At 65.1% G+C, this 16,718-nt stretch carries 23 protein-coding genes and 1 pseudogene; 15 read left to right on the plus strand and 9 right to left on the minus strand.

What is annotated here, in order from left to right; genetic code table 11:
* Window positions 1-41 precede the first annotated feature (41 nt).
* From ACNJYB_RS18305 to ACNJYB_RS18315, 3 genes are all read left to right on the plus strand, one after another.
* Entirely contained in the window at window positions 42-1,964 is a 1,923-nt protein-coding gene (locus ACNJYB_RS18305) for an FAD-binding monooxygenase (protein ID WP_439375197.1), read from the plus strand.
* A 151-nt stretch (window positions 1,965-2,115) separates the two neighbouring features.
* A complete protein-coding gene (locus tag ACNJYB_RS18310; protein ID WP_439375198.1) occupies window positions 2,116-3,126 on the plus strand; it encodes an SH3 domain-containing protein in 1,011 nt (336 codons plus the stop codon).
* A gap of 171 nt (window positions 3,127-3,297) precedes the next feature.
* Window positions 3,298-3,576: a hypothetical protein gene (locus ACNJYB_RS18315; RefSeq protein ID WP_439375199.1), complete on the plus strand. Its 279-nt coding sequence runs from the start codon at window positions 3,298-3,300 to the stop codon at window positions 3,574-3,576.
* Between the two features lie 19 nt (window positions 3,577-3,595).
* On the opposite strand, the gene ACNJYB_RS18320 is transcribed toward ACNJYB_RS18315, so the two are convergent.
* The gene (locus ACNJYB_RS18320) at window positions 3,596-3,871 is read right to left on the minus strand and encodes a DUF3551 domain-containing protein (RefSeq protein WP_439375200.1); all 276 of its coding nucleotides are present in this window, start codon (window positions 3,869-3,871) and stop codon (window positions 3,596-3,598) included.
* Window positions 3,872-4,007: 136 nt separating this feature from the next.
* Between ACNJYB_RS18320 and ACNJYB_RS18325 the strand changes: the two genes are divergently transcribed.
* Window positions 4,008-4,187: a hypothetical protein gene (locus tag ACNJYB_RS18325; protein WP_439375822.1), complete on the plus strand. Its 180-nt coding sequence runs from the start codon at window positions 4,008-4,010 to the stop codon at window positions 4,185-4,187.
* 130 nt (window positions 4,188-4,317) lie between these two features.
* Window positions 4,318-4,635 carry a hypothetical protein gene (locus ACNJYB_RS18330; protein WP_439375590.1) on the plus strand — a complete coding sequence of 106 codons (318 nt, stop codon included), beginning with the start codon at window positions 4,318-4,320 and terminating at the stop codon, window positions 4,633-4,635.
* 71 nt (window positions 4,636-4,706) lie between these two features.
* Here ACNJYB_RS18330 and ACNJYB_RS18335 read toward each other — a convergent pair whose 3' ends face one another.
* The gene (locus ACNJYB_RS18335; protein WP_439375591.1) at window positions 4,707-5,276 is read right to left on the minus strand and encodes a TetR family transcriptional regulator; all 570 of its coding nucleotides are present in this window, start codon (window positions 5,274-5,276) and stop codon (window positions 4,707-4,709) included.
* Window positions 5,276-5,620, minus strand: coding sequence for a DMT family transporter (locus ACNJYB_RS18340; protein WP_439375201.1), 345 nt, complete (start codon window positions 5,618-5,620; stop codon window positions 5,276-5,278). Before ACNJYB_RS18340 ends, ACNJYB_RS18335 begins: the two co-directional genes overlap by 1 nt.
* Before the next feature lie 198 nt (window positions 5,621-5,818).
* On the opposite strand from ACNJYB_RS18340, the pseudogene ACNJYB_RS18345 reads away from it, so the two are divergent.
* Both ACNJYB_RS18345 and pdxY read left to right on the plus strand, forming a co-directional pair.
* Window positions 5,819-6,113 (plus strand): annotated as a pseudogene (locus ACNJYB_RS18345) (FMN-binding negative transcriptional regulator); the annotation flags it as partial.
* Between the two features lie 48 nt (window positions 6,114-6,161).
* On the plus strand, window positions 6,162-6,980 hold the full coding sequence (pdxY, locus tag ACNJYB_RS18350) for a pyridoxal kinase (RefSeq protein ID WP_439375202.1): 819 nt from the start codon (window positions 6,162-6,164) through the stop codon (window positions 6,978-6,980).
* Window positions 6,981-6,984: 4 nt separating this feature from the next.
* Here pdxY and ACNJYB_RS18355 read toward each other — a convergent pair whose 3' ends face one another.
* Complete coding sequence (locus tag ACNJYB_RS18355; protein ID WP_439375203.1) at window positions 6,985-8,280, minus strand: hypothetical protein; 1,296 nt, start codon at window positions 8,278-8,280, stop codon at window positions 6,985-6,987.
* 242 nt (window positions 8,281-8,522) lie between these two features.
* Here ACNJYB_RS18355 and ACNJYB_RS18360 point away from each other — a divergent pair, with 242 nt between their 5' ends.
* Window positions 8,523-8,726: a hypothetical protein gene (locus ACNJYB_RS18360; RefSeq protein ID WP_439375204.1), complete on the plus strand. Its 204-nt coding sequence runs from the start codon at window positions 8,523-8,525 to the stop codon at window positions 8,724-8,726.
* A gap of 271 nt (window positions 8,727-8,997) precedes the next feature.
* Here ACNJYB_RS18360 and ACNJYB_RS18365 read toward each other — a convergent pair whose 3' ends face one another.
* Both ACNJYB_RS18365 and ACNJYB_RS18370 read right to left on the minus strand, forming a co-directional pair.
* The gene (locus ACNJYB_RS18365) at window positions 8,998-9,348 is read right to left on the minus strand and encodes a zinc ribbon domain-containing protein YjdM (RefSeq protein ID WP_439375205.1); all 351 of its coding nucleotides are present in this window, start codon (window positions 9,346-9,348) and stop codon (window positions 8,998-9,000) included.
* A 108-nt stretch (window positions 9,349-9,456) separates the two neighbouring features.
* Window positions 9,457-9,630, minus strand: a complete 174-nt coding sequence (locus tag ACNJYB_RS18370; RefSeq protein ID WP_167407038.1) for a hypothetical protein — start codon at window positions 9,628-9,630, stop codon at window positions 9,457-9,459.
* A gap of 116 nt (window positions 9,631-9,746) precedes the next feature.
* Here ACNJYB_RS18370 and ACNJYB_RS18375 point away from each other — a divergent pair, with 116 nt between their 5' ends.
* From ACNJYB_RS18375 to ACNJYB_RS18390, 4 genes are all read left to right on the plus strand, one after another.
* The gene (locus tag ACNJYB_RS18375; RefSeq protein WP_439375206.1) at window positions 9,747-10,190 is read left to right on the plus strand and encodes a VOC family protein; all 444 of its coding nucleotides are present in this window, start codon (window positions 9,747-9,749) and stop codon (window positions 10,188-10,190) included.
* Window positions 10,191-10,467: 277 nt separating this feature from the next.
* Entirely contained in the window at window positions 10,468-11,103 is a 636-nt protein-coding gene (locus ACNJYB_RS18380) for a cell envelope biogenesis protein TolA (protein ID WP_439375207.1), read from the plus strand.
* A 258-nt stretch (window positions 11,104-11,361) separates the two neighbouring features.
* Window positions 11,362-11,643 carry a hypothetical protein gene (locus ACNJYB_RS18385; protein ID WP_439375208.1) on the plus strand — a complete coding sequence of 94 codons (282 nt, stop codon included), beginning with the start codon at window positions 11,362-11,364 and terminating at the stop codon, window positions 11,641-11,643.
* 307 nt (window positions 11,644-11,950) lie between these two features.
* Window positions 11,951-12,487, plus strand: a complete 537-nt coding sequence (locus ACNJYB_RS18390) for a hypothetical protein (protein ID WP_439375209.1) — start codon at window positions 11,951-11,953, stop codon at window positions 12,485-12,487.
* Between the two features lie 111 nt (window positions 12,488-12,598).
* On the opposite strand, the gene ACNJYB_RS18395 is transcribed toward ACNJYB_RS18390, so the two are convergent.
* Window positions 12,599-13,582, minus strand: a complete 984-nt coding sequence (locus tag ACNJYB_RS18395; RefSeq protein ID WP_439375592.1) for a hypothetical protein — start codon at window positions 13,580-13,582, stop codon at window positions 12,599-12,601.
* A gap of 221 nt (window positions 13,583-13,803) precedes the next feature.
* Between ACNJYB_RS18395 and ACNJYB_RS18400 the strand changes: the two genes are divergently transcribed.
* The 3 genes from ACNJYB_RS18400 to ACNJYB_RS18410 all read left to right on the plus strand — a co-directional run bounded on the left by ACNJYB_RS18400 (window position 13,804) and on the right by ACNJYB_RS18410 (window position 14,886).
* The gene (locus ACNJYB_RS18400; protein ID WP_439375210.1) at window positions 13,804-14,091 is read left to right on the plus strand and encodes a hypothetical protein; all 288 of its coding nucleotides are present in this window, start codon (window positions 13,804-13,806) and stop codon (window positions 14,089-14,091) included.
* Between the two features lie 18 nt (window positions 14,092-14,109).
* Window positions 14,110-14,406, plus strand: coding sequence for a cytosolic protein (locus ACNJYB_RS18405; protein WP_260384165.1), 297 nt, complete (start codon window positions 14,110-14,112; stop codon window positions 14,404-14,406).
* Between the two features lie 165 nt (window positions 14,407-14,571).
* A complete protein-coding gene (locus tag ACNJYB_RS18410) occupies window positions 14,572-14,886 on the plus strand; it encodes a hypothetical protein (protein WP_439375211.1) in 315 nt (104 codons plus the stop codon).
* A gap of 117 nt (window positions 14,887-15,003) precedes the next feature.
* Here the strand turns inward: ACNJYB_RS18410 and ACNJYB_RS18415 are convergent, their stop codons facing one another.
* Both ACNJYB_RS18415 and ACNJYB_RS18420 read right to left on the minus strand, forming a co-directional pair.
* Window positions 15,004-15,639 (minus strand): phasin family protein, encoded by a 636-nt coding sequence (locus tag ACNJYB_RS18415; RefSeq protein ID WP_439375212.1) that lies wholly within the window; start codon window positions 15,637-15,639, stop codon window positions 15,004-15,006.
* Window positions 15,640-15,835: 196 nt separating this feature from the next.
* The gene (locus tag ACNJYB_RS18420; RefSeq protein ID WP_439375213.1) at window positions 15,836-16,630 is read right to left on the minus strand and encodes a transglycosylase SLT domain-containing protein; all 795 of its coding nucleotides are present in this window, start codon (window positions 16,628-16,630) and stop codon (window positions 15,836-15,838) included.
* Window positions 16,631-16,718: the final 88 nt, after the last annotated feature.

Genomic DNA, 16,718 nt, shown 5'->3' on the forward strand with positions numbered 1-16,718 from the left:
ATACTGAGCAATATCAGAAGACTTTGACGGGAGAGGTGCTCATGCAATTCCATCTGAATGGATTTCAGCCCGGAGACCCCGAAATCGCCGATCCGGTCGAGCGCGTTCAGGCTTCCGGTGCTGCGGGCCCTGTGCCTGACGAGGTCGATGTCCTCATTGTCGGCTGCGGGCCTGCCGGACTCACGCTCGCCGCGCAGCTTGCGCAGTTTCCTGACATCAAGACCTGCATCATCGAGCAGAAGCCCGGCCGGCTGCTGGTCGGGCAGGCCGACGGCATCGCCTGCCGCACCATGGAGATGTTTCACGCCTATGGCTTCAGCGAGCGCGTGCTGAAGGAGGCCTATTGGGTCAACGAGACGACGTTCTGGAAACCCGACGAGCGGACGCCGGACAAGATCGGCCGCAGCGGACGGGTGCAGGACGTCGAGGACGGGCTGTCTGAATTTCCGCATGTCATCCTCAACCAGGCGCGCATCCATGACGGCTTTCTTGACGTCATGCGCAAAGCGCCGGGCAAGCTCGAGCCCTATTACAGTCGCCGCCTGGTCGACCTCGAGGTCGATCCGGCCGCAGGTCCAACGAATCATGCGGTGACGCTGCGGCTCGAACGCGTCGATGCCGGAAACGATGGCAAGGTCGAGACGATCAAAGCGCGCTATGTCGTCGGTTGCGACGGCGCCCGCAGCACGGTGCGCAAATCGATCGGCCGCGAACTGCACGGCGATTCCGCCAACCACGCCTGGGGCGTGATGGACGTGCTGGCGGTAACGGATTTTCCCGACATCCGCTTCAAGTCGCTGATCCAGTCGGCCAAGGACGGCAGTCTGCTGATCATTCCGCGCGAAGGCGGTTACATGGTCCGCATCTATGTCGAACTCGCCAAGCTCGATGTCGGCGAGCGCGTTGCCAACCGCAACATCACCGCCGACGACGTGATCGCGAAAGCGCGGCGGATCCTGAAGCCGTACAAGCTTGACGTGAAGGAGATCGCCTGGTGGTCGGTCTACGAGATCGGCCAGCGCCTGACCGACAAGTTCGACGACGTGCCGGAGGCGGAAGTCGCCAGCCGCCTGCCGCGTATCTTCATCGCCGGCGATGCCTGCCATACCCACAGCCCGAAGGCTGGGCAGGGCATGAACGTCTCGATGCAAGACGCCTTCAATCTCGGCTGGAAGCTTGCCGCCGTTCTGCGCAAGCAATCTGCGCCCCGCCTGCTGCATTCCTATTCGGCGGAGCGCCAGGCGGTTGCGAAGGAGCTGATCGATTTCGATCGGGAGTGGGCCGGCATTCTCGCTTCGGCTGCCAAGGCCGGTGGCGCGGATGCGGCCAGGACGCAGGACTATTTCGTCCGGCACGGCCGCTACACCGCGGGCACGGCGACGCATTACAGGCCATCGCTTCTCACCGGCGCGGCGTCGCATCAGCATCTCGCGCAGGGCCTCGTGATCGGCAAGCGCTTCCATTCCGCGCCGGTGATCCGGCTGGCGGATGCCAAGCCGGTGCATCTCGGCCACGCCGCGCAGGCGGACGGCCGCTTCCGCATCTACGCGTTCTCGCCCGCTGAGGATCCCGCCGCGTCGGGCTCGGCCATTGGTGCCTTGTGCAATTTTCTCACGGAGGCGAGGCAGTCGCCGCTCCGGCGATACACGGCTGCTGGCGCCGACATCGACAGCGTGATCGATCTACGCGCGGTGTTTCAGCAGGAGCATCGCGAACTCGCCATCGAGGCGATGCCGCCGCTGCTGCTCCCGCGCAAGGGGCGCTACGGCCTGATCGATTACGAGAAAATGTTCTGCCCGGATCTCAAGAGCGGCCACGACGTTTTTGCAATGCGCGGCATCGACCGGACAGCCGGCTGCATGGTCGTGGTGCGGCCCGACCAGTATGTCGCGAGCGTGCTGCCGCTCGACGACTTCGCCGGGCTCGCCTCGTTCTTCGACGCCTTCATGCTGCCGGTGAACTGACGCTGGAATTGCTGCGCTCGCCGTACCGATGAACGGCGGATGAATATTGAACTCCGCGCGTGGCGCGCTCCCGTTCTTTCGACCGATGCGACGAGACAGGCGGAACGCTCGTTCCGCCTACGCGTTCCGTCTCGCAGAGGAGGAACACGCCATGAGACTCAGAAGCATTCTTGTTGCTGCATTACTGCTCGCCCCGACTGCTGCGCTGGCCGCGCCGGGCATCGTCACCGTCTCGACCGGCCTGCGCGCCGGTCCAGGCGCCGGCTTTCCCCTGGTCGATCGCGTCCCCGGAGGCGCCCGCGTCAACATCCATGGCTGCCTGCGCGGCAATGCCTGGTGCGACGTCAGCTTCTCCGATGATCGCGGCTGGGTATCGTCGCAATATCTCGAATATCTCTACCGCAATCACTACGTCTATCTCCCCGACTATGTCGACGTGGTCGATGTGCCAATCGTCCCGTTCGTGCTGACCTCTTACTGGTCGAGCTATTACGAGGGGCGGCCCTGGTATCGACGCCACGCCTATTGGAATAATTACTGGACCTCGCATCAGAGCCTGGCGACCAGGATGACGATCGACCCGCGCGCAGCCCGGATCGGTCGTGCGGCGACGCGTGACGCGGCCATCGCACTGGAACGCGAAGGTGTGCGTGGCCGGGGTGCCGCCGCGATCTCCGGACGGGACGCTGCGACCACACGGCGCGACGCCGCGATTGCCACGCGCGACGCTGCGATTACGACAAGGCGCGACGCGGCGATCACGAAACGTGACGCTGCGGTTGCCCCCGACCGGACGCGTGCCGGACGGAGCGAGCGCATCGCGCAAGAGCGGACCAATGTGCAGACTCGCAACCGGCGCGATGGGCAGGCCCGCCTGATGCACGAACAGGCCGCGAGCCGTGCGGTGGTGCGCGCCCAGCCGACGCCACGTGCGCATGAAGCGCCGCGTGTGTCCGCGGCACCTGCCGCGACGCCGCATGTCGCGCAGCCGAATGTGAGCCACGGTGCGCCGATGAATGCCCGTGCGCAGATGCCGGCGCCGCGTGCCGCTGCGCCTGCAGCGCCGCACGGCGGTGGCGGCGGCGCTCCGCACATCAACGCCGCGCCGCGTGGCGGCGGTGCCCCGGCCGGTGGCGCCGGCGGCGGCCACGAGAAGCACTAGCGTTGCGATATGGAAAGCCCGGCCGTCGCGCCGGGCTTTCTGCTGCATCGATTCGGGTTCCCTGCGCGTACAATTTAAGAAAGTTCTTCGCGGGCAGATTTCACCGATCGTAAGATCTCTACCCAAAGATGCAATAATCCACTCGGGGCAGCGGGGGCACGGGAGGATGCGATGAGACAGAGCCAGGCGGAGACGCGCCGCCAGAATGTCGCGAAGCGGTCGATGACCAAAGAGGCCAAGCAGCTGGCCGGCCTGATTGCCGGACTGCGCAAATCCCTCGAGGGGATCCAAAAGGAACGGATGAGCACAAAGCTGACCGGCGCCGAAATGGGCATGCTCGACGAGCGCCGTAACAATCTGCTGCTCACCATCGCAGCCCTCGACGACCGCCTCTCGGCGGTGCAGGGGCTGATCGATCTCGGCCGTCCCCACATCATCCGCGTCCACTGATCGGGCCGCGGACTCAAGGTTATCGGTTTCGTCGCGGCGGCGACGAGGCCAGGCTTTGCTGCCGGCTCTGGGTCGCATAGGGATTGGCGTAGCACTGCGCGGACCTCCCGGAGGCCGTCGCGGCGCACTGCGCGATCGTCGTAAAACTGCAATCGATATTGCTGCCGTCGATGGTGTAGACCTCGATGCAGACGGGAAGGCGCGGGTCGTAGGTCTGCGCCGCTGCCGGCGCCCCGCCCAAGGTGATGCCGAGCAGGCCCGCGACAAGCTGAATCGCATTCATGATCGGGCGCACGATCACCTCCGTCTGACGCCGGAGCCACGCACAACGCTGCCTGCGGATGGCACCAAATTGCCACGCTCCCGGCGAATTGCCGCCAAAGCCCGCTGCCACGAGGGGGCGGGTTCAGGGCAACGCAAGGGGATGCGCATTGGCCTACAAAATGGTCGCAGAACGCGACAATGAGAAGTACAGTTTCGCCCGCGAGAGCCGGCTGCTCATCGTAGCGAAGGCAAAAGTGTGGGCGAGCGAGGGCTGGCACGTCGTCATCACCGACCAGGACGGCAAGGCCTATACGCCATCCGAATTCGATCAGTTGCTGGCGGCGTGACCGCAGGACGGGAGATTTTTGACGTGTTTTCTTGACGCGAACCGGTCATTCACTTCGCTTGAAAACGCTCTGGGGGACGACGTTGACATCGCTATTGCAGCCGGGGCGCGGTTTGATCGCGCCCTTGACCATTGTTGCCGCGGCCGCCGCACTGACGGCGACGGTTGCCTCCGCGCAAAACCTCGATGCCGGCAAGTCGCCCGAGAGGCTGTTTGCCGATGGTTGCTCGACCTGCCACCGCAGCCCCCGCGGCCTGGCCAAGGGGCGCTTCAGCCTGACGCTGTCCTGGTTCCTGAAGGATCATTACGCAACCAGTTCCGACTCCGCCAAGGCGCTCGCGGCGTATCTTCAGTCCGTCGATGCGCCTCCGCCGCGCGCCGCGGCCAAGCGTGGCGCAAGGCCGTCCAAGTCCGCGCCGCGTCCGCCCAAGCCCGTGCAGAGCCAGTAGCCGACACATTTCTGGCCGCACCGCGGATGGAGCTTCGCTCCATCCGGGCCGGAAAGGCAGGAGAGCGGTCGCTATCCGCGCCGATGGGTCTGCGCGATCAGCCGGTCGTGCACGGCGCGCAAATCGGCGCTCATGCGTGTCTGCCCGGTCGTCACAAAGGTCAGCCAGGCTCCGTCGGCAGCGAGACGCACGATCTGCAGCTCGGCGGTGCCGTCGGTTGCGCGGTGGCGCTTCAGTCGGGCCTTCATCCAGTCGCTCCAGAGCCGGCGCAGTGAGGGATCGGTGACGACGACCATGCTCAGTGCCGCCCACGGCGTAGCGAAGCCGAAGGCCTCGCCGGTGAACACGGCGTTGACATAGGCGCGCGTAAAACTCCCGCGCGGCTTGGGATCGGCTTCGATGGCGGCGTCGATCTCGGTATCGACCCGGCCGAGCAGGTCGGCGAACAGCCCCTCGATCAGCGCCTGCTTGCTGCCGAAGTGATGAAACAGCCCGCCTTTGGTGACGCCGGCCGCCGCCGCCACCGCCTGCACGGTGACGCCGGCGACGCCATGGTCCATGGCAATGGCCGCGGCGCGATCGAGCAGGGCGCGCCGCACCTGTTCGGGCTGCTTGGCGCGGGTATAGGCGTTTCCCGGCATCAATGCGCCGTCGTCTCCGAGAACAGGTTGATGATCACGACCCCCGATACGATCAGGCCGATGCCGACGAAGGCCGCGGCGTCCAGCATCTGGCGGAACAGCACGAAAGAGACGGTCGCGGTCAGGATGATGCCGACACCGCCCCAGATCGCATAGGCGATGCTCAAGGGAATGACCCGGATCGCGACCGACAGTGCGTAGAACGAGGCGACGTAGAACAGCACCATGGCCAGCGTCGGCCAGGGGCGCGTGAACTGCGCCGACTGCTGGAGGAAGGCGGACGCGGTGACCTCGAAGACGATGGCGAGAGCAAGCGCTGCATAGGCGTTGAAGGCGGAGGTCATGTCGGGCTCGGGCATGGCAAAGAAAGATACCGCGCGGTAGGTATGTTTAGCATGCAGAGCGCGGCGTGGCCGTCGATCGTTATCACGTGTCCGTGACGAGGCTGCGACAGGCGCGGAAGGCAGGCGAATGCCGCCGCTGGGTGAATCGTCGGCCCGATATCGCTTCTGATTTCGGCGCATGACGGGTTAGCCTCGCGGGAGAACCGCGGGCACGGCGATGCACTGCTCGCCGTCGCCGAGGCGCGTTTGCCAAAGGCGCCCTGGGACCCCGCATGGATGGAGCCGGGCAAGCGCGAGAGCATGCTGGCTGGGGTCCGCGTCATCGATCTCGTAGTCGATACGGTCAGGCCAGGCCAAGCTCAACCAGGACAAGAGCGATGCCGATCACGTCGCGATCGCGGGTCGGCTGGCGCGGTCGGAGGAGACGGCGCACCGGCGGCTGGCGCGGAAGATGCAGGCGCTGCGCCCAGGGCTTGGGTACGATTTTTCGTGATCGGGGCTGCGCTTGCCTTGCACCGCGATTGACCTTACGGACCTCCGCATGCTCGTCATCTCGATTCAAAGCCAGGTCGTCCACGGCCATGTCGGCAACAGCGCTGCCGCCTACGCCATGCAGGCGGAGGGGGTGAACGTCGCGGCGGTGCCCACCACGTTGTTGTCGAACCATCCGCGTTATCCGAGCCTGCACGGGCGGGTGCTGGAGACCGAGCTCGTCGCCGACCTCCTGAAAGGCGTCGAGGAGCGCGGTCTCGTCGATGAGGCCGCGGTGCTGGTCACGGGCTATCTCGGCTCGCCCGGCAATGCGGCTGTCGTCGCCGATTTCGTCGAGCGCGCCCTGATACGCAATTCCAGGCTCGTCTATCTCTGCGATCCCGTGATCGGGGACGACGGCCGCGTCTATGTCGCCGACGGCATCCTGGACGTGGTGCGGCGCCGGCTGCTGCCGGCCGCGAACCTGACGACGCCGAACCAGTTCGAGCTCGAGCTGCTTGCTGAACTCCCGATCGCGGATACGCAGAGCCTGCGCGCGGCGTGCGCGACGCTCGCCGGCGAGGGCCGCATCGACGTCGTTGCGACCGGTTGCACGCTCACCGACACGCCTGACGGGCAGGTGGAGACGATCCTTTGCGCCGACGGCCAGCTGTCACGCTTTGCGACGCCGCGACTGCCGATCCGCCCCTATGGCACCGGCGATCTGCTCGCCGGCCTGATCGCGGCGCATCTGGCCAAGGGCAAGGCGATGGAGGCGGCAGTACGGCTCGCGGTCGAGACCCTCTTTGCCGTGCTGGTGCGCACGCAAGAGGCCGGCACGGCCGAGATGCGGCTCGTGCCGCTGCCGACGGCGGGCCGCAAGCCGTAACGGCTCAGGTCGCGCGCTTGCCGATCGATTGCGCGGATCTCTGCGGCTTGGCCGAGGCTTTCTGCTCACGCGCGGCTTGCGCCTTTGGCAGCTTGGCATGCGCCACGGCCCGCGCCTTCTTCGGCCTGGCGCTGGCGACGTCCTTGCGGTCCGCCGTGCCACGCTTCGAGATGTATTCGGCGCCATCGATCGGGCCGACATGCGGCGGATCGCGGTCGAGGTAGGGCCGGCCGATGCCGAGCGCCTTGCCGTTGGCGTCGACCCATTTCCACAGCACTTCAGTCGAGACCCAGCGCTGTGCGCGGTTGTTGCCGGCGGTCGAGACGATGTCGGCCGCCATGCCGTGGCCATAACCGCCACGCGTGCTGCCGCCATGATAGGAGCGGTCGGAGGCGGCCTTCAGGCCGCTCGCGATCGACTGGCGGTAATCGTCCCGGAACGCGCTGGTGATGCCCGGCGACAGGCCTGCGGCTTCTGCCGCGAGCAGCGTACGGAACAGCTTGCGCTTGAAGCTCTTGTCCATGCCGCCGATGACGTAGTCCATCATCGACATGTTCGCGTGCTCGGCCGCCTTGGGATCCTTCCAGCCGAAATCCTCGTCGACCAGCTTCGTGAAGCTGCGCATCACCGTGACCATCTTGCCCCTGCGCTTGATGGTGACTGCGCGGCGCTCCTGCACCTTGATGGAGTCCTCCTTGGGCGTGCGCTGGTAGAGTGCCCAGAGATAGCGATCGATACAGGCGTCGATGACGAAGCATTCGTCGAGCACGGCGACGGTGTCAGCAGGTGGTGACGCCTTGCTCGCTGCGGGCGCCGGCCCGGTCGCGAGAGAAGCGGGCGACAATGCGTCCGTGGCCACGATCTCGGCGGGGTCGGCGGATGCGAGCTTGACGGGGTCCTGTGCCGGCGCGGCCTCGCTGGCCGCGGGCGCGGGCTCGGGCAGGATTTGCGGTGCGGGCGGCTCGCTCGGGAGGATCAGCGCAGGATCTGCGGAAGCGAGCTCGATGGCGGGTGCGGACACTTCGGGCGCCGCTGCCTCGGTGACCACCGGAAGTGGCATCGCGGCAGCAGCGGCGGCGATGTCGGCAGTCAACGCAATGCCATCCTCGATCGTCGCAGCGCGCGGAACGTCGGCGAGATCGAGACGGCCGAGGTCTTTCGCACCCGAGATTGCCACCGCATTGGCGCCGCTGTTCTCGATCAGGGCAGGGGAATAGGCGGACAGAGAGAGCGCCAGCCAGCCGGCCATGACGGCCGAGGGGCAGGCGACTGCCACCAGAAGAGACCGCCGATCATTCATGATCCCTGCCTCCAAACGGTTCTGCCCCGGTTATCTTGGCGGGCAGTCTTGCACAGAAAGGCACGCAGCACGCCATTGTTCGGGGGACCGTGTGGCGGCGCAATGGCGCAAATCGCGAAAACGGGCTTTTTGGGGGAAGTGTGGCCTTGGTGCCACGCGCGGGTTCCCGCCGTTGCCACTTCGATAAACGCGAAGCGGACGGATTACGGCAACTTTCCCGAGGGGCATGGCGTTTGTCGGCCATGACGCAATCCTCGCTTCGTCCCATGGACGCCTTCGATCCCACCGAGCCCGCCATCCTCCACGAGCGTCTCTCCGGCCGGATCATCACCTGGACCGCCGATCAGGCTGACGATTTTCGGCGGGCCAGCCGCCTACGCGGCGACGGGACCGTGGCTTGGAAGAGCTATGTCTTCGACGGCTGGGGCGATGTCCTCGGTGGCTGACCCGCCGAACCGGGAGGCGCTGGCGCGGCGGCAGCGCCAGGTCCCTCGAAAACGGGAAGGCCGCCCCAGGGGGCGGCCATTCAAGTCTCAAGCAGCAATGCAATCAAACGCGTCGTCGAAATGCCAGCCCCGGGTTGATGAAATAGCTACGCGATACAAAGGCCTGCCCGGCAGAAGGCAGATTACACATTTTTCCCGACTGGGTAAGGGGGATCGTGTGCTCCAGGGCAGGAATCGGCATTAGCGTTACCAGGGCCGGCCTGCCCCGTGCTCAGGCCTTCCTCACGAACTCCGATTTCAGGTTCATCGCGCCGATGCCGTCGATCTTGCAGGCGATGTTGTGTCCGTCGCTGGCGTCCTGGAGGCGGATGTTGCGAACCTTGGTGCCGCCCTTCACGACCGAGGAGGAGCCCTTGATCTTGAGGTCCTTGATCACGATGACGCTGTCGCCGTCGCTGAGCACATTGCCGTTGGCATCGCGCACGCCGGCGTCCGGCGCCGTGTCGGCGGCCGCATCCGCCGTGCCGCTCCATTCGTGGCCGCACTCCGGGCAGACCCAGAGGTCGCGGTCCTGATAGGCGTGCTCGGAGCTGCACGCAGGGCATTTCATCGTGTCGGTCATGTCTGTCTCGTCTGGCGCTTCGTTCGCGGCGCGACCGTAGGGGCGGGAACCGGCAAAGCAAGCGAAAGCTGAAGGATGCCGGGCCGGTCGTCGTCTGCGGGTACGACGTCACCGGAACAGGGCCACGAAGATCACGTAGAGCCAGCCCAGGATGCCGTGGATGATTGCCCACAGGATCGAATGGTTGTCGGTGTAGGAGATCGCGATGGCGAGCGCCGAGCCGAAGCCCACGCCATATTTCGCACCCTCGACGCGGACGCCGTAATAGCGATTGCCGTTCATGGTGATCCTTCCGTTGTTGAAGCCGTGATTCGCAGTGCCGTGGTGGAGACGTCGTGTTCTCTTGTCCGATGGACTCCCCGCTCGCTTGACGCAAATCAATTTGGAGACGCCGCGTAGTGCGGGCTACGCTTCGCCGGCCAATCGCGCAATGGGCCGCCATGACCTTCCTGCTCAACATCGACGTCCCCGACGTCGCGCAAGCCACGACGTTCTATACCGCCGCCTTCGGCCTCGCCGTCGGCCGCCGCTTCGGAAGCGACTTCGTCGAGCTGCTCGGCTGGCCGGCGCCGGTCTATCTGTTGACCAAGCTGGCCGGCACGGTTGGCGCCGGCGGCGACCGCCGCCGCTACGAGCGGCACTGGACGCCGGTGCATATCGATGTCGTGGTCGACGATGTCGATGCCGCGGTCGAGCGCGCGCTCCGCGCCGGCGCGATCCTGGAGGCGCCCGCGCGCGATGCACCCTACGGGCGGATCGCCATGCTGGCCGATCCGTTCGGGCACGGGTTTTGTCTCATGGCGTTCAGCGAGCGGGGATATGACGCGTTGCTCGAGAGATAGTCGCGCGACACGAAATTGCTCATCAAACAGAAACATCGAAAACAACCCCATGCACAGTAGAAATCATCATTGATTTCGGAGTTCTGCGATACCGAAAGTCGGGTGACCCCTCGGGCGAGGCTGACCCCTCAGGGGAATGGCGCGGCGCGAGACTTTTCGAGCCTGCCCAACCGACTTCGGTGATACCGAACAGCATTTGACCCGTCGGGCAAAACAGGGGCATGATGGCATGGTGGCACTGGCGCGACGGCCGGGAACTGATGCGTCGCGGGGCGACATGCCGAAACAACTCAAGAGAAAGCTGAAGACCTACCAGACCTCGCTCGGCTTCTACGACCAGGCCGTTGCTGCGCCCTCGATGAAGGCGGCGCTCGAGGCCTGGGGCGCCAGCTCCAATCTGTTCCATCAGGGCGTCGCGAGGGAGACCGACGATCCCGACATCGTCGCGGCGACCATGGCGAAGCCCGGTGTCGTGCTCAGGCGGCCGGTCGGATCGGACGGTTCGTTCACCGAGAGCTCGGCGCTGCCGTCCGATCTTGCCGACGCCGGGGACAAGCCCAAACGCAAGCCCAAGCCGGGCAGGCGTGCCGCCAAGACGGCACAGAAGCCGTCCCGCAAGATCGACGGCCAGCAGGCGCGCAAGGCCGCCGCGGCGTTCGAGAAGGAGGAGCGGCGGCGCGAAGCCGAGCGCCGGAAGGAGGAGGCCGCCCGCGCCAGGGAGAGCGCGCGCCGGGAGACGGCGGTCGCCGCGGCCGAGGCTGCGCTCGACGAGGCGAGGCGGGAGCACGAGGCGCGCAACAAGGAGATCGAAGCCGAGCGGGCCGCTCTCGACAAACGTGCCGAGGCCGAAGAGACCCGCTGGGGCAAGCAGAGGACGAAGCTGGTGGAAGCGTTGCGCCGGGCGCGCAGGTAGGGCACGACGCCCCTCATCCTCGGTACATTTCCCGATGGCGGCAGGGCATCTGTCGGAACACCTAAGCGGCATTGGCTGCGTTCAAATTGCTGCCGCGCACTCCGTCCTCATCCTGAGGGCCCGCCACGGGCGTCTCGAAGGATGCGATGTGGCGCGCTATCCGCCACTCTTGTTCATATACGATAGCTGCGACGTGGAAGCGAATTCGCTTGCCTTGCCCAGACTCCTTTTGCACTCTGGCGGCGAGGAGACCAACGCATGACAAAAATGACGCTCGCCTGTGCGCTCGGAACGGCTCTGGTGCTGTGCAGCCAGGGAATATCAAGTGCGGAAGCCCGGACGCGGAAGGCCGTCGTCGTGCGCGCACCACAGGAGAGGCTCATCGTCACGGCGCCCGTGCTGAGGCCGACGCCGTGGGACTACAATGTCATTCCCCGCTATCGCTATCGCCCGGAAGACGACCGGGTCGATCCCTACGGTCCGCCGCTGGTGCCGTCATATGTTCGCTATGAGGGATGGCGTTGGCCGTATTGGTGGTAATGATCGAAAATTCGTAACTTGTAGCCCGGATGAGCGAAGCAATATCCGGGACGTTGTGCCGAAGCATTCCCCGATGTCGCTTCGCTCACTCTGCTGTAATCCCCCACCCTCCGCCGCAAGCTGTAAAAACTGCCGCTTCATCGACTCGGCGCTGGCGGCATGGCCCATAACCATGAAAGGTTGTGCGGCGATGAACTCTTCATCACTGCGTGCGGCGTCAGTGATCGGGAAAAAATGGCAAAGCTGCGGCTGTCAAGAATAGATCAGTGTAGCGCGCCACTTACCCCCGTAATAAACCGAATACTGTTTGGGGTTCTGGGTGCGTATTGGGAGGCCAATCATGGCAAGTGTTGAACAATTGCGCAGACGGGAAGGCGTTAACCTGGTCCAGCTCGAGGCGGACATTGCGTCGGTACGCCCGGGAAGCTCTCTCGCTTCCATTGCTTTACCTGATTACGTCGAGCACACCGAGGGCGTCACGCGCGTCGGCGCGCTCAGTGCAGAGGCGGTCATTCGCGACTATGAGTCCGCAGCAAAGGAGATCGAGGCCATGGGCACCGAGCTGATCGACGCCGCGCAAAAATGCGAGGCGCTGACAGCCCAGGTCCACGATGCGATCGCCTTCATGCGGGAAACGGCGGCGGGCTATCGTGAGGAGGGACGCAAGATCTTCAAGCGCATCGAAGAATGCGCGCTGTTCACCGAGGACGTCCGCAAGACATGCGAACAGGTCAAGCGCAGAATGACGGAAGTCTCGGTCGGCCCGTCTTCCGATGACGAGCTTGATCAAGACTCCGAGCTGCCCGGGATCGCCGCCAAGGTGACGATGAGCGAAGTAAAGTGAGGCGGGCGTAGGTCCGGGTTAGCTCCGCAGGGTGGGTTAGCAGAGCGACTGCGCGAAGCGCAGCCGCAGGCTAACCACCCCGCGGCGCGCCTGCCCCTGCGCCTTGCGGCCTCACCAATCCGGATCGCCGTAATAAGGGCCGTAGGGCGGAGGCATCCACGGGCCTCGCGGCGGCGGTCTTGGCCGCCGGGGTGCGGCGTCTGGCACGTGCGGCCGGACACGCGGAGCCGCGTCGTTGTTCATCACGCTGCGCACGGCGGGCTTGGCTGCCGCAGACGCGGATGACGTCAGCTGCGTTTGCAGCGCCTGCACCTGCGCGACGAGGCGCGCATTGTCCGCCGCCTCCTTCTCCTGCGCTGCCTTGAGCTGCTGAATGGTGGCGGCCTGCTCACGCAGGGTCTGCTCGTTGCTGCTTTTCAGTTGCTCCAGCTTGCCGCTGATGCTCGCAAGCTCGCCCGTGATGGCCTTGAGCGATTGCGCGAGCTCGGACGATGACGCCTCGGGCGCCGTGGCGACAGGCTTTGGGGCGCTGTCGTTGTCCTTGGGCGCCGGCGGTGCGGGCAGCGGGCTCGGCCCATCCGCAGCAGCCAGGAGCACAGCCGGCGGCGGCGCGGGACTTTCCACCGAGGCGGCTTGAGGGGGCGCGTTCGCCGCCGGCGGAGCCCATCGTGCGATGATCGATCTGGCCTCATCGCGATATTGCGAAGCGAAGGCGGCACCGAGCAGGCCGATCGCCAGCACGAGGCCAACCAAGGCGCGCATCATGGTCCGATCTCCCTTCAGGCCTTGATCGCGAGGCTTGGTATTCGGAACCCCGGCAGCCGGGGTCGGGGCCTTGTTTCCGGACGTTGCGGCTGCCGTCGCAGCGGCGCTTGCGTGCGAGGCCCCCTTGCCCCCGCTGTCGCGTTCCATTCCGGAAACCAGCCGATCGAGCCGCGCAAGGTCTTCCTCTGCGCTCTTGATCCGGTCATAGGCCCGCGCCAGCCCGCCCTCGGCGCGCGCCTCGTCCGGCTTTGCTGTGTCGGGCTTGGTTGTCTCAGCCTTGTCGCAGTCAGGCTTGGGGTCGTTCGTGTCAGGCACCGATGCGCTCTCCATCCGGTCCGGCGTCATGGGAGGCAGTCCGATCTTGGGAAGGATAGGTCTCGCCGCTATCAGACACAACGCGCGTGCAAAGGAAAAATTATGGCGGGATCGGCACACGATGCGCGACACGGCGCTGTCGCGCGATCGCTTTGAATCCCCTGGCACCGAAACAGCCGGCGACTGCTTCCCCAGGCATCCTTGCGACGTGCTATGCTGTCGCGGGAGGAACCGCAATGAGGGTCCCTACCGCGATATTCGCCCTGCTGCTTGCAAGTCCGGCCGCCGCCCAGGAGTGCCAGACATGCTCAATGGCGGACGCCTGCATGAAGGAATATGCCAAGGCGACGTCGGAGGCCCAGCGGGCCACCAGGCAAGGCATTCGTGACTGGAAGCAGAACCTGGACAGAAAGGCCTCCGCTGAATTGTCCAGCAGGGGCATCCTCGCATTGCAAGACGCCATGGAGGCACAGGTTCGTACCGAGCTGGAGCGCCTGAAGGAGTGCCTCGCGAAGATCAGGTAGGGTGCAAAGGAGGATCCGATGAAATCGCTTTTGCTGCTTACGGCGAGCGGCCCGCTGCTTGTCCTCACCTCGCATCAGTCCCTCGACGATCTGAAGCTTCTCGGGGTGCTCAGGCAGAAAGGTATCGGCAAGTTCGTCGCGTTCGAGGTTCCCTTGTCGCTCGCAAGGGAGCGTTACGGCGGGCACTTTCAGGCGGTTGAGAGCAACCTGCACGAGACCGATGATTTGAGAGTGCTCGACTTCAATGGCCAGCGGGTGTTTCAGCTCTTCCGTTTCGAAGAGCTCGGTTCACCGATGCTGATCGAACCGTCGTGACCGGTTTTGCCTTGCGGCATGATCCGTTTCGAAAACCCGTTCATGTCGTTGCGGCAGCGATAGGGAGCAGTTGCGCCGCGCGGGTCTCACCACGAACGTTCCGCTTGGGGGAACAGGCGCTGGTTCAGTCCGTTTCCTCTGCGGGGCTTGTGAGAGGAGGACGACATGAAAACCAGCATCATTGCGCTTTCAGCCGCCGTGGTCATGGCGACAGCCCCAGCCGTGTTTGCTCAGGGTGTATCGAGCAAGACGCCGGGTCATGAGATGCAGCAAATGGGTTCCAAGACAGGGCAGCCGGGCGCTTCCAGCTACGCTCCCGGACATCAGAAGAAACATCACGCGAAGGCCGCGAAGAGCACCAGCCCCGGGGCGTCGAGCTACGCTCCAGGACAAACCACAGGACAAACCACCGGCGCGAATACAAGGCCGAGCACCGGCTCGACCACGAGGCCGACCGCCGGCTCGAAGTCAGGGTACTGAACTCCAGGCGGTCCTCAGGTCGAGGCACTGATGGGACACAACGGCCGGTCGGACGCAGGATGGGTCGAGCCCCTCGAGAGACCCCACACGTCAAATGGTGGGTAGGGCTTCCGGTCGTCAGTGACGAGTCGCGCGGATTTCGAGCGTGGTCTGGGTGAGCCTGGCCACGAACCCCTCGAGATGCATGACCCTTTGTCTGGCCAGTTGTTCATGCAACACGGCGATCTTCTGGGATTCGGCAACAAAGGAGTCGCACGCCTGTTTCGCGTACTCCATCTGAAGCTCAAAGGCCTCGACGGGTGAGCGCGCCGTCGCGAGCTTTCCCAGGAAGGTCCAGGCGCGCTCAAGCGACGTCTTGATGTAGCCGCTATAGGCATCGGCAATCGCCTGCGTGCCGGCCGGGGAGGGCTCCGCCGGTACGACGGGCGCGCTGGCATCGATCTCTAGCCCGGAGGGCAAGGCTGCAGCCGAGGGCACCTGCGCATCGACCGCTCGGCTCGTCTCTACCTCTTGCTCGGTCTCTTGCCTGTTTTCTTGCCTGTTTTCTTGCCTGTTCTCTTGCGGTTTCTCCTGCTCGTTCTCCTGGCTGATCTCCACCGCGGCATCCGGCAATGGATGCGCCGCAGTTTCGTGTTGCTCGACGGCCCCGGTCCGTTGCCCGGCCTTCTTCTTCCCGCCGCGCCGGCCGGATTTTTTCGTTGGCTTATTTTCTACCGTACTCAACATTGCAAATAGCTCCTGAATATCGCTCAAGCCGCAAGCCTCCGTCGCGTTTGCGCTGAAATCGCGATTGCGGGTTGTCGCTTGCGTGGCGGCCATGTGGTGAGATTTGGTCGGGCATGGGCAGGGCCGCGCGGAGCGCAGTCCCTTGGCGGCGTGCGCAGAGGTGTTGGGTTACGCCGCGCCGGGCCGCGCTTCGCGCGACCGCCAGCTGATCCACCCTGCGGATCTACGGATCCGCCGCCGCAAACCGCAGAAATTGCCGCCTCATCGCGTTGACCTTCCCGACATAGCCCGCGACGAGGTGATCGCCGCAGCGTTCGCCTGCGATCATCTGAAACTTGCGGCGCGCATAGGCCGCGGCGGGACCGGCGCCGCAGAGATGGATGAAGGCGGCCAGATCCTGCCTCTGCTCGCGGCTGGCCTTCACGTCGCCCGCGAGGCCGAGAACCATGGCCACCTGGCGGTCCAGATACACCGACGTCAGCTCGATGGCATGGCTCGGGATCGCGCGAAAGTAGAGGAATGCAGACCCGCATCCGGTCTCCGTGACCGCGTTGCCGCGGACACAGGACCGCGCAGCTTCACGGTAGGCCGGATCGGTCATCTGGAAGAGCCCGACGGCGCTGGAGGCAGGGCGGTAGATCGCGAGCGGATTGAAACTCCATCGCCAGCGCCAATACGTGCGCGCCACCGGATTGCCGGAACTCTCGACCTGCGCAAGTGCTGCCAGCAATTGGGGTGTGATGGTGGCGGTGGAATAGGTGCGGAAGAGGGGGCCGTAGTGACGCCAGGTCTCGGCGGGGTCCTTGTCGAGGGTGTTGCCGATGAGGACGAAGAGTTCGGTTGGCTTGCGGGTGACGTGGTAGGCGATGTTCAGGAGTGCGAGGGCTGCGAGCAGGATGGCTGCGACGGTTGGGATACGAACCAACCGTGGTGCGCGCGAGAATTTCTTTCGTGCCCACCCGGCTCGCCACCTAAAGCTGCGCAGGCGAGGAAAGAGTGGACGATTGAAAACGGACATTCAGGCGGACTGTGCGGGTGTTGGCGGGCGTAGCGGCAGGTTTAACGGCAGTGCGCCCAAAAAATGTCATACCGCAATTGTGAATTAC

The sequence above is a fragment of the Bradyrhizobium sp. SMVTL-02 genome, assembly GCF_051853005.1.
GTDB lineage: Bacteria > Pseudomonadota > Alphaproteobacteria > Rhizobiales > Xanthobacteraceae > Bradyrhizobium.

Bases quoted from the DNA above. Each gene is read 5' to 3' on its own strand.
- ACNJYB_RS18305 (WP_439375197.1), top strand. From the start codon at position 42: ATGCAATTCCATCTGAATGGATTTCAGCCCGGAGACCCCGAAATCGCC.
- ACNJYB_RS18310 (WP_439375198.1), top strand. From the start codon at position 2,116: ATGAGACTCAGAAGCATTCTTGTTGCTGCATTACTGCTCGCCCCGACT.
- ACNJYB_RS18315 (WP_439375199.1), top strand. From the start codon at position 3,298: ATGAGACAGAGCCAGGCGGAGACGCGCCGCCAGAATGTCGCGAAGCGG.
- ACNJYB_RS18335 (WP_439375591.1), bottom strand. From the start codon at position 5,276: ATGCCGGGAAACGCCTATACCCGCGCCAAGCAGCCCGAACAGGTGCGG.
- ACNJYB_RS18340 (WP_439375201.1), bottom strand. From the start codon at position 5,620: ATGACCTCCGCCTTCAACGCCTATGCAGCGCTTGCTCTCGCCATCGTC.
- pdxY (WP_439375202.1), top strand. From the start codon at position 6,162: ATGCTCGTCATCTCGATTCAAAGCCAGGTCGTCCACGGCCATGTCGGC.
- ACNJYB_RS18355 (WP_439375203.1), bottom strand. From the start codon at position 8,280: ATGAATGATCGGCGGTCTCTTCTGGTGGCAGTCGCCTGCCCCTCGGCC.
- ACNJYB_RS18360 (WP_439375204.1), top strand. From the start codon at position 8,523: ATGACGCAATCCTCGCTTCGTCCCATGGACGCCTTCGATCCCACCGAG.
- ACNJYB_RS18365 (WP_439375205.1), bottom strand. From the start codon at position 9,348: ATGACCGACACGATGAAATGCCCTGCGTGCAGCTCCGAGCACGCCTAT.
- ACNJYB_RS18370 (WP_167407038.1), bottom strand. From the start codon at position 9,630: ATGAACGGCAATCGCTATTACGGCGTCCGCGTCGAGGGTGCGAAATAT.
- ACNJYB_RS18380 (WP_439375207.1), top strand. From the start codon at position 10,468: ATGCCGAAACAACTCAAGAGAAAGCTGAAGACCTACCAGACCTCGCTC.
- ACNJYB_RS18385 (WP_439375208.1), top strand. From the start codon at position 11,362: ATGACAAAAATGACGCTCGCCTGTGCGCTCGGAACGGCTCTGGTGCTG.
- ACNJYB_RS18395 (WP_439375592.1), bottom strand. From the start codon at position 13,582: ATGGAGAGCGCATCGGTGCCTGACACGAACGACCCCAAGCCTGACTGC.
- ACNJYB_RS18400 (WP_439375210.1), top strand. From the start codon at position 13,804: ATGAGGGTCCCTACCGCGATATTCGCCCTGCTGCTTGCAAGTCCGGCC.
- ACNJYB_RS18405 (WP_260384165.1), top strand. From the start codon at position 14,110: ATGAAATCGCTTTTGCTGCTTACGGCGAGCGGCCCGCTGCTTGTCCTC.
- ACNJYB_RS18410 (WP_439375211.1), top strand. From the start codon at position 14,572: ATGAAAACCAGCATCATTGCGCTTTCAGCCGCCGTGGTCATGGCGACA.
- ACNJYB_RS18420 (WP_439375213.1), bottom strand. From the start codon at position 16,630: ATGTCCGTTTTCAATCGTCCACTCTTTCCTCGCCTGCGCAGCTTTAGG.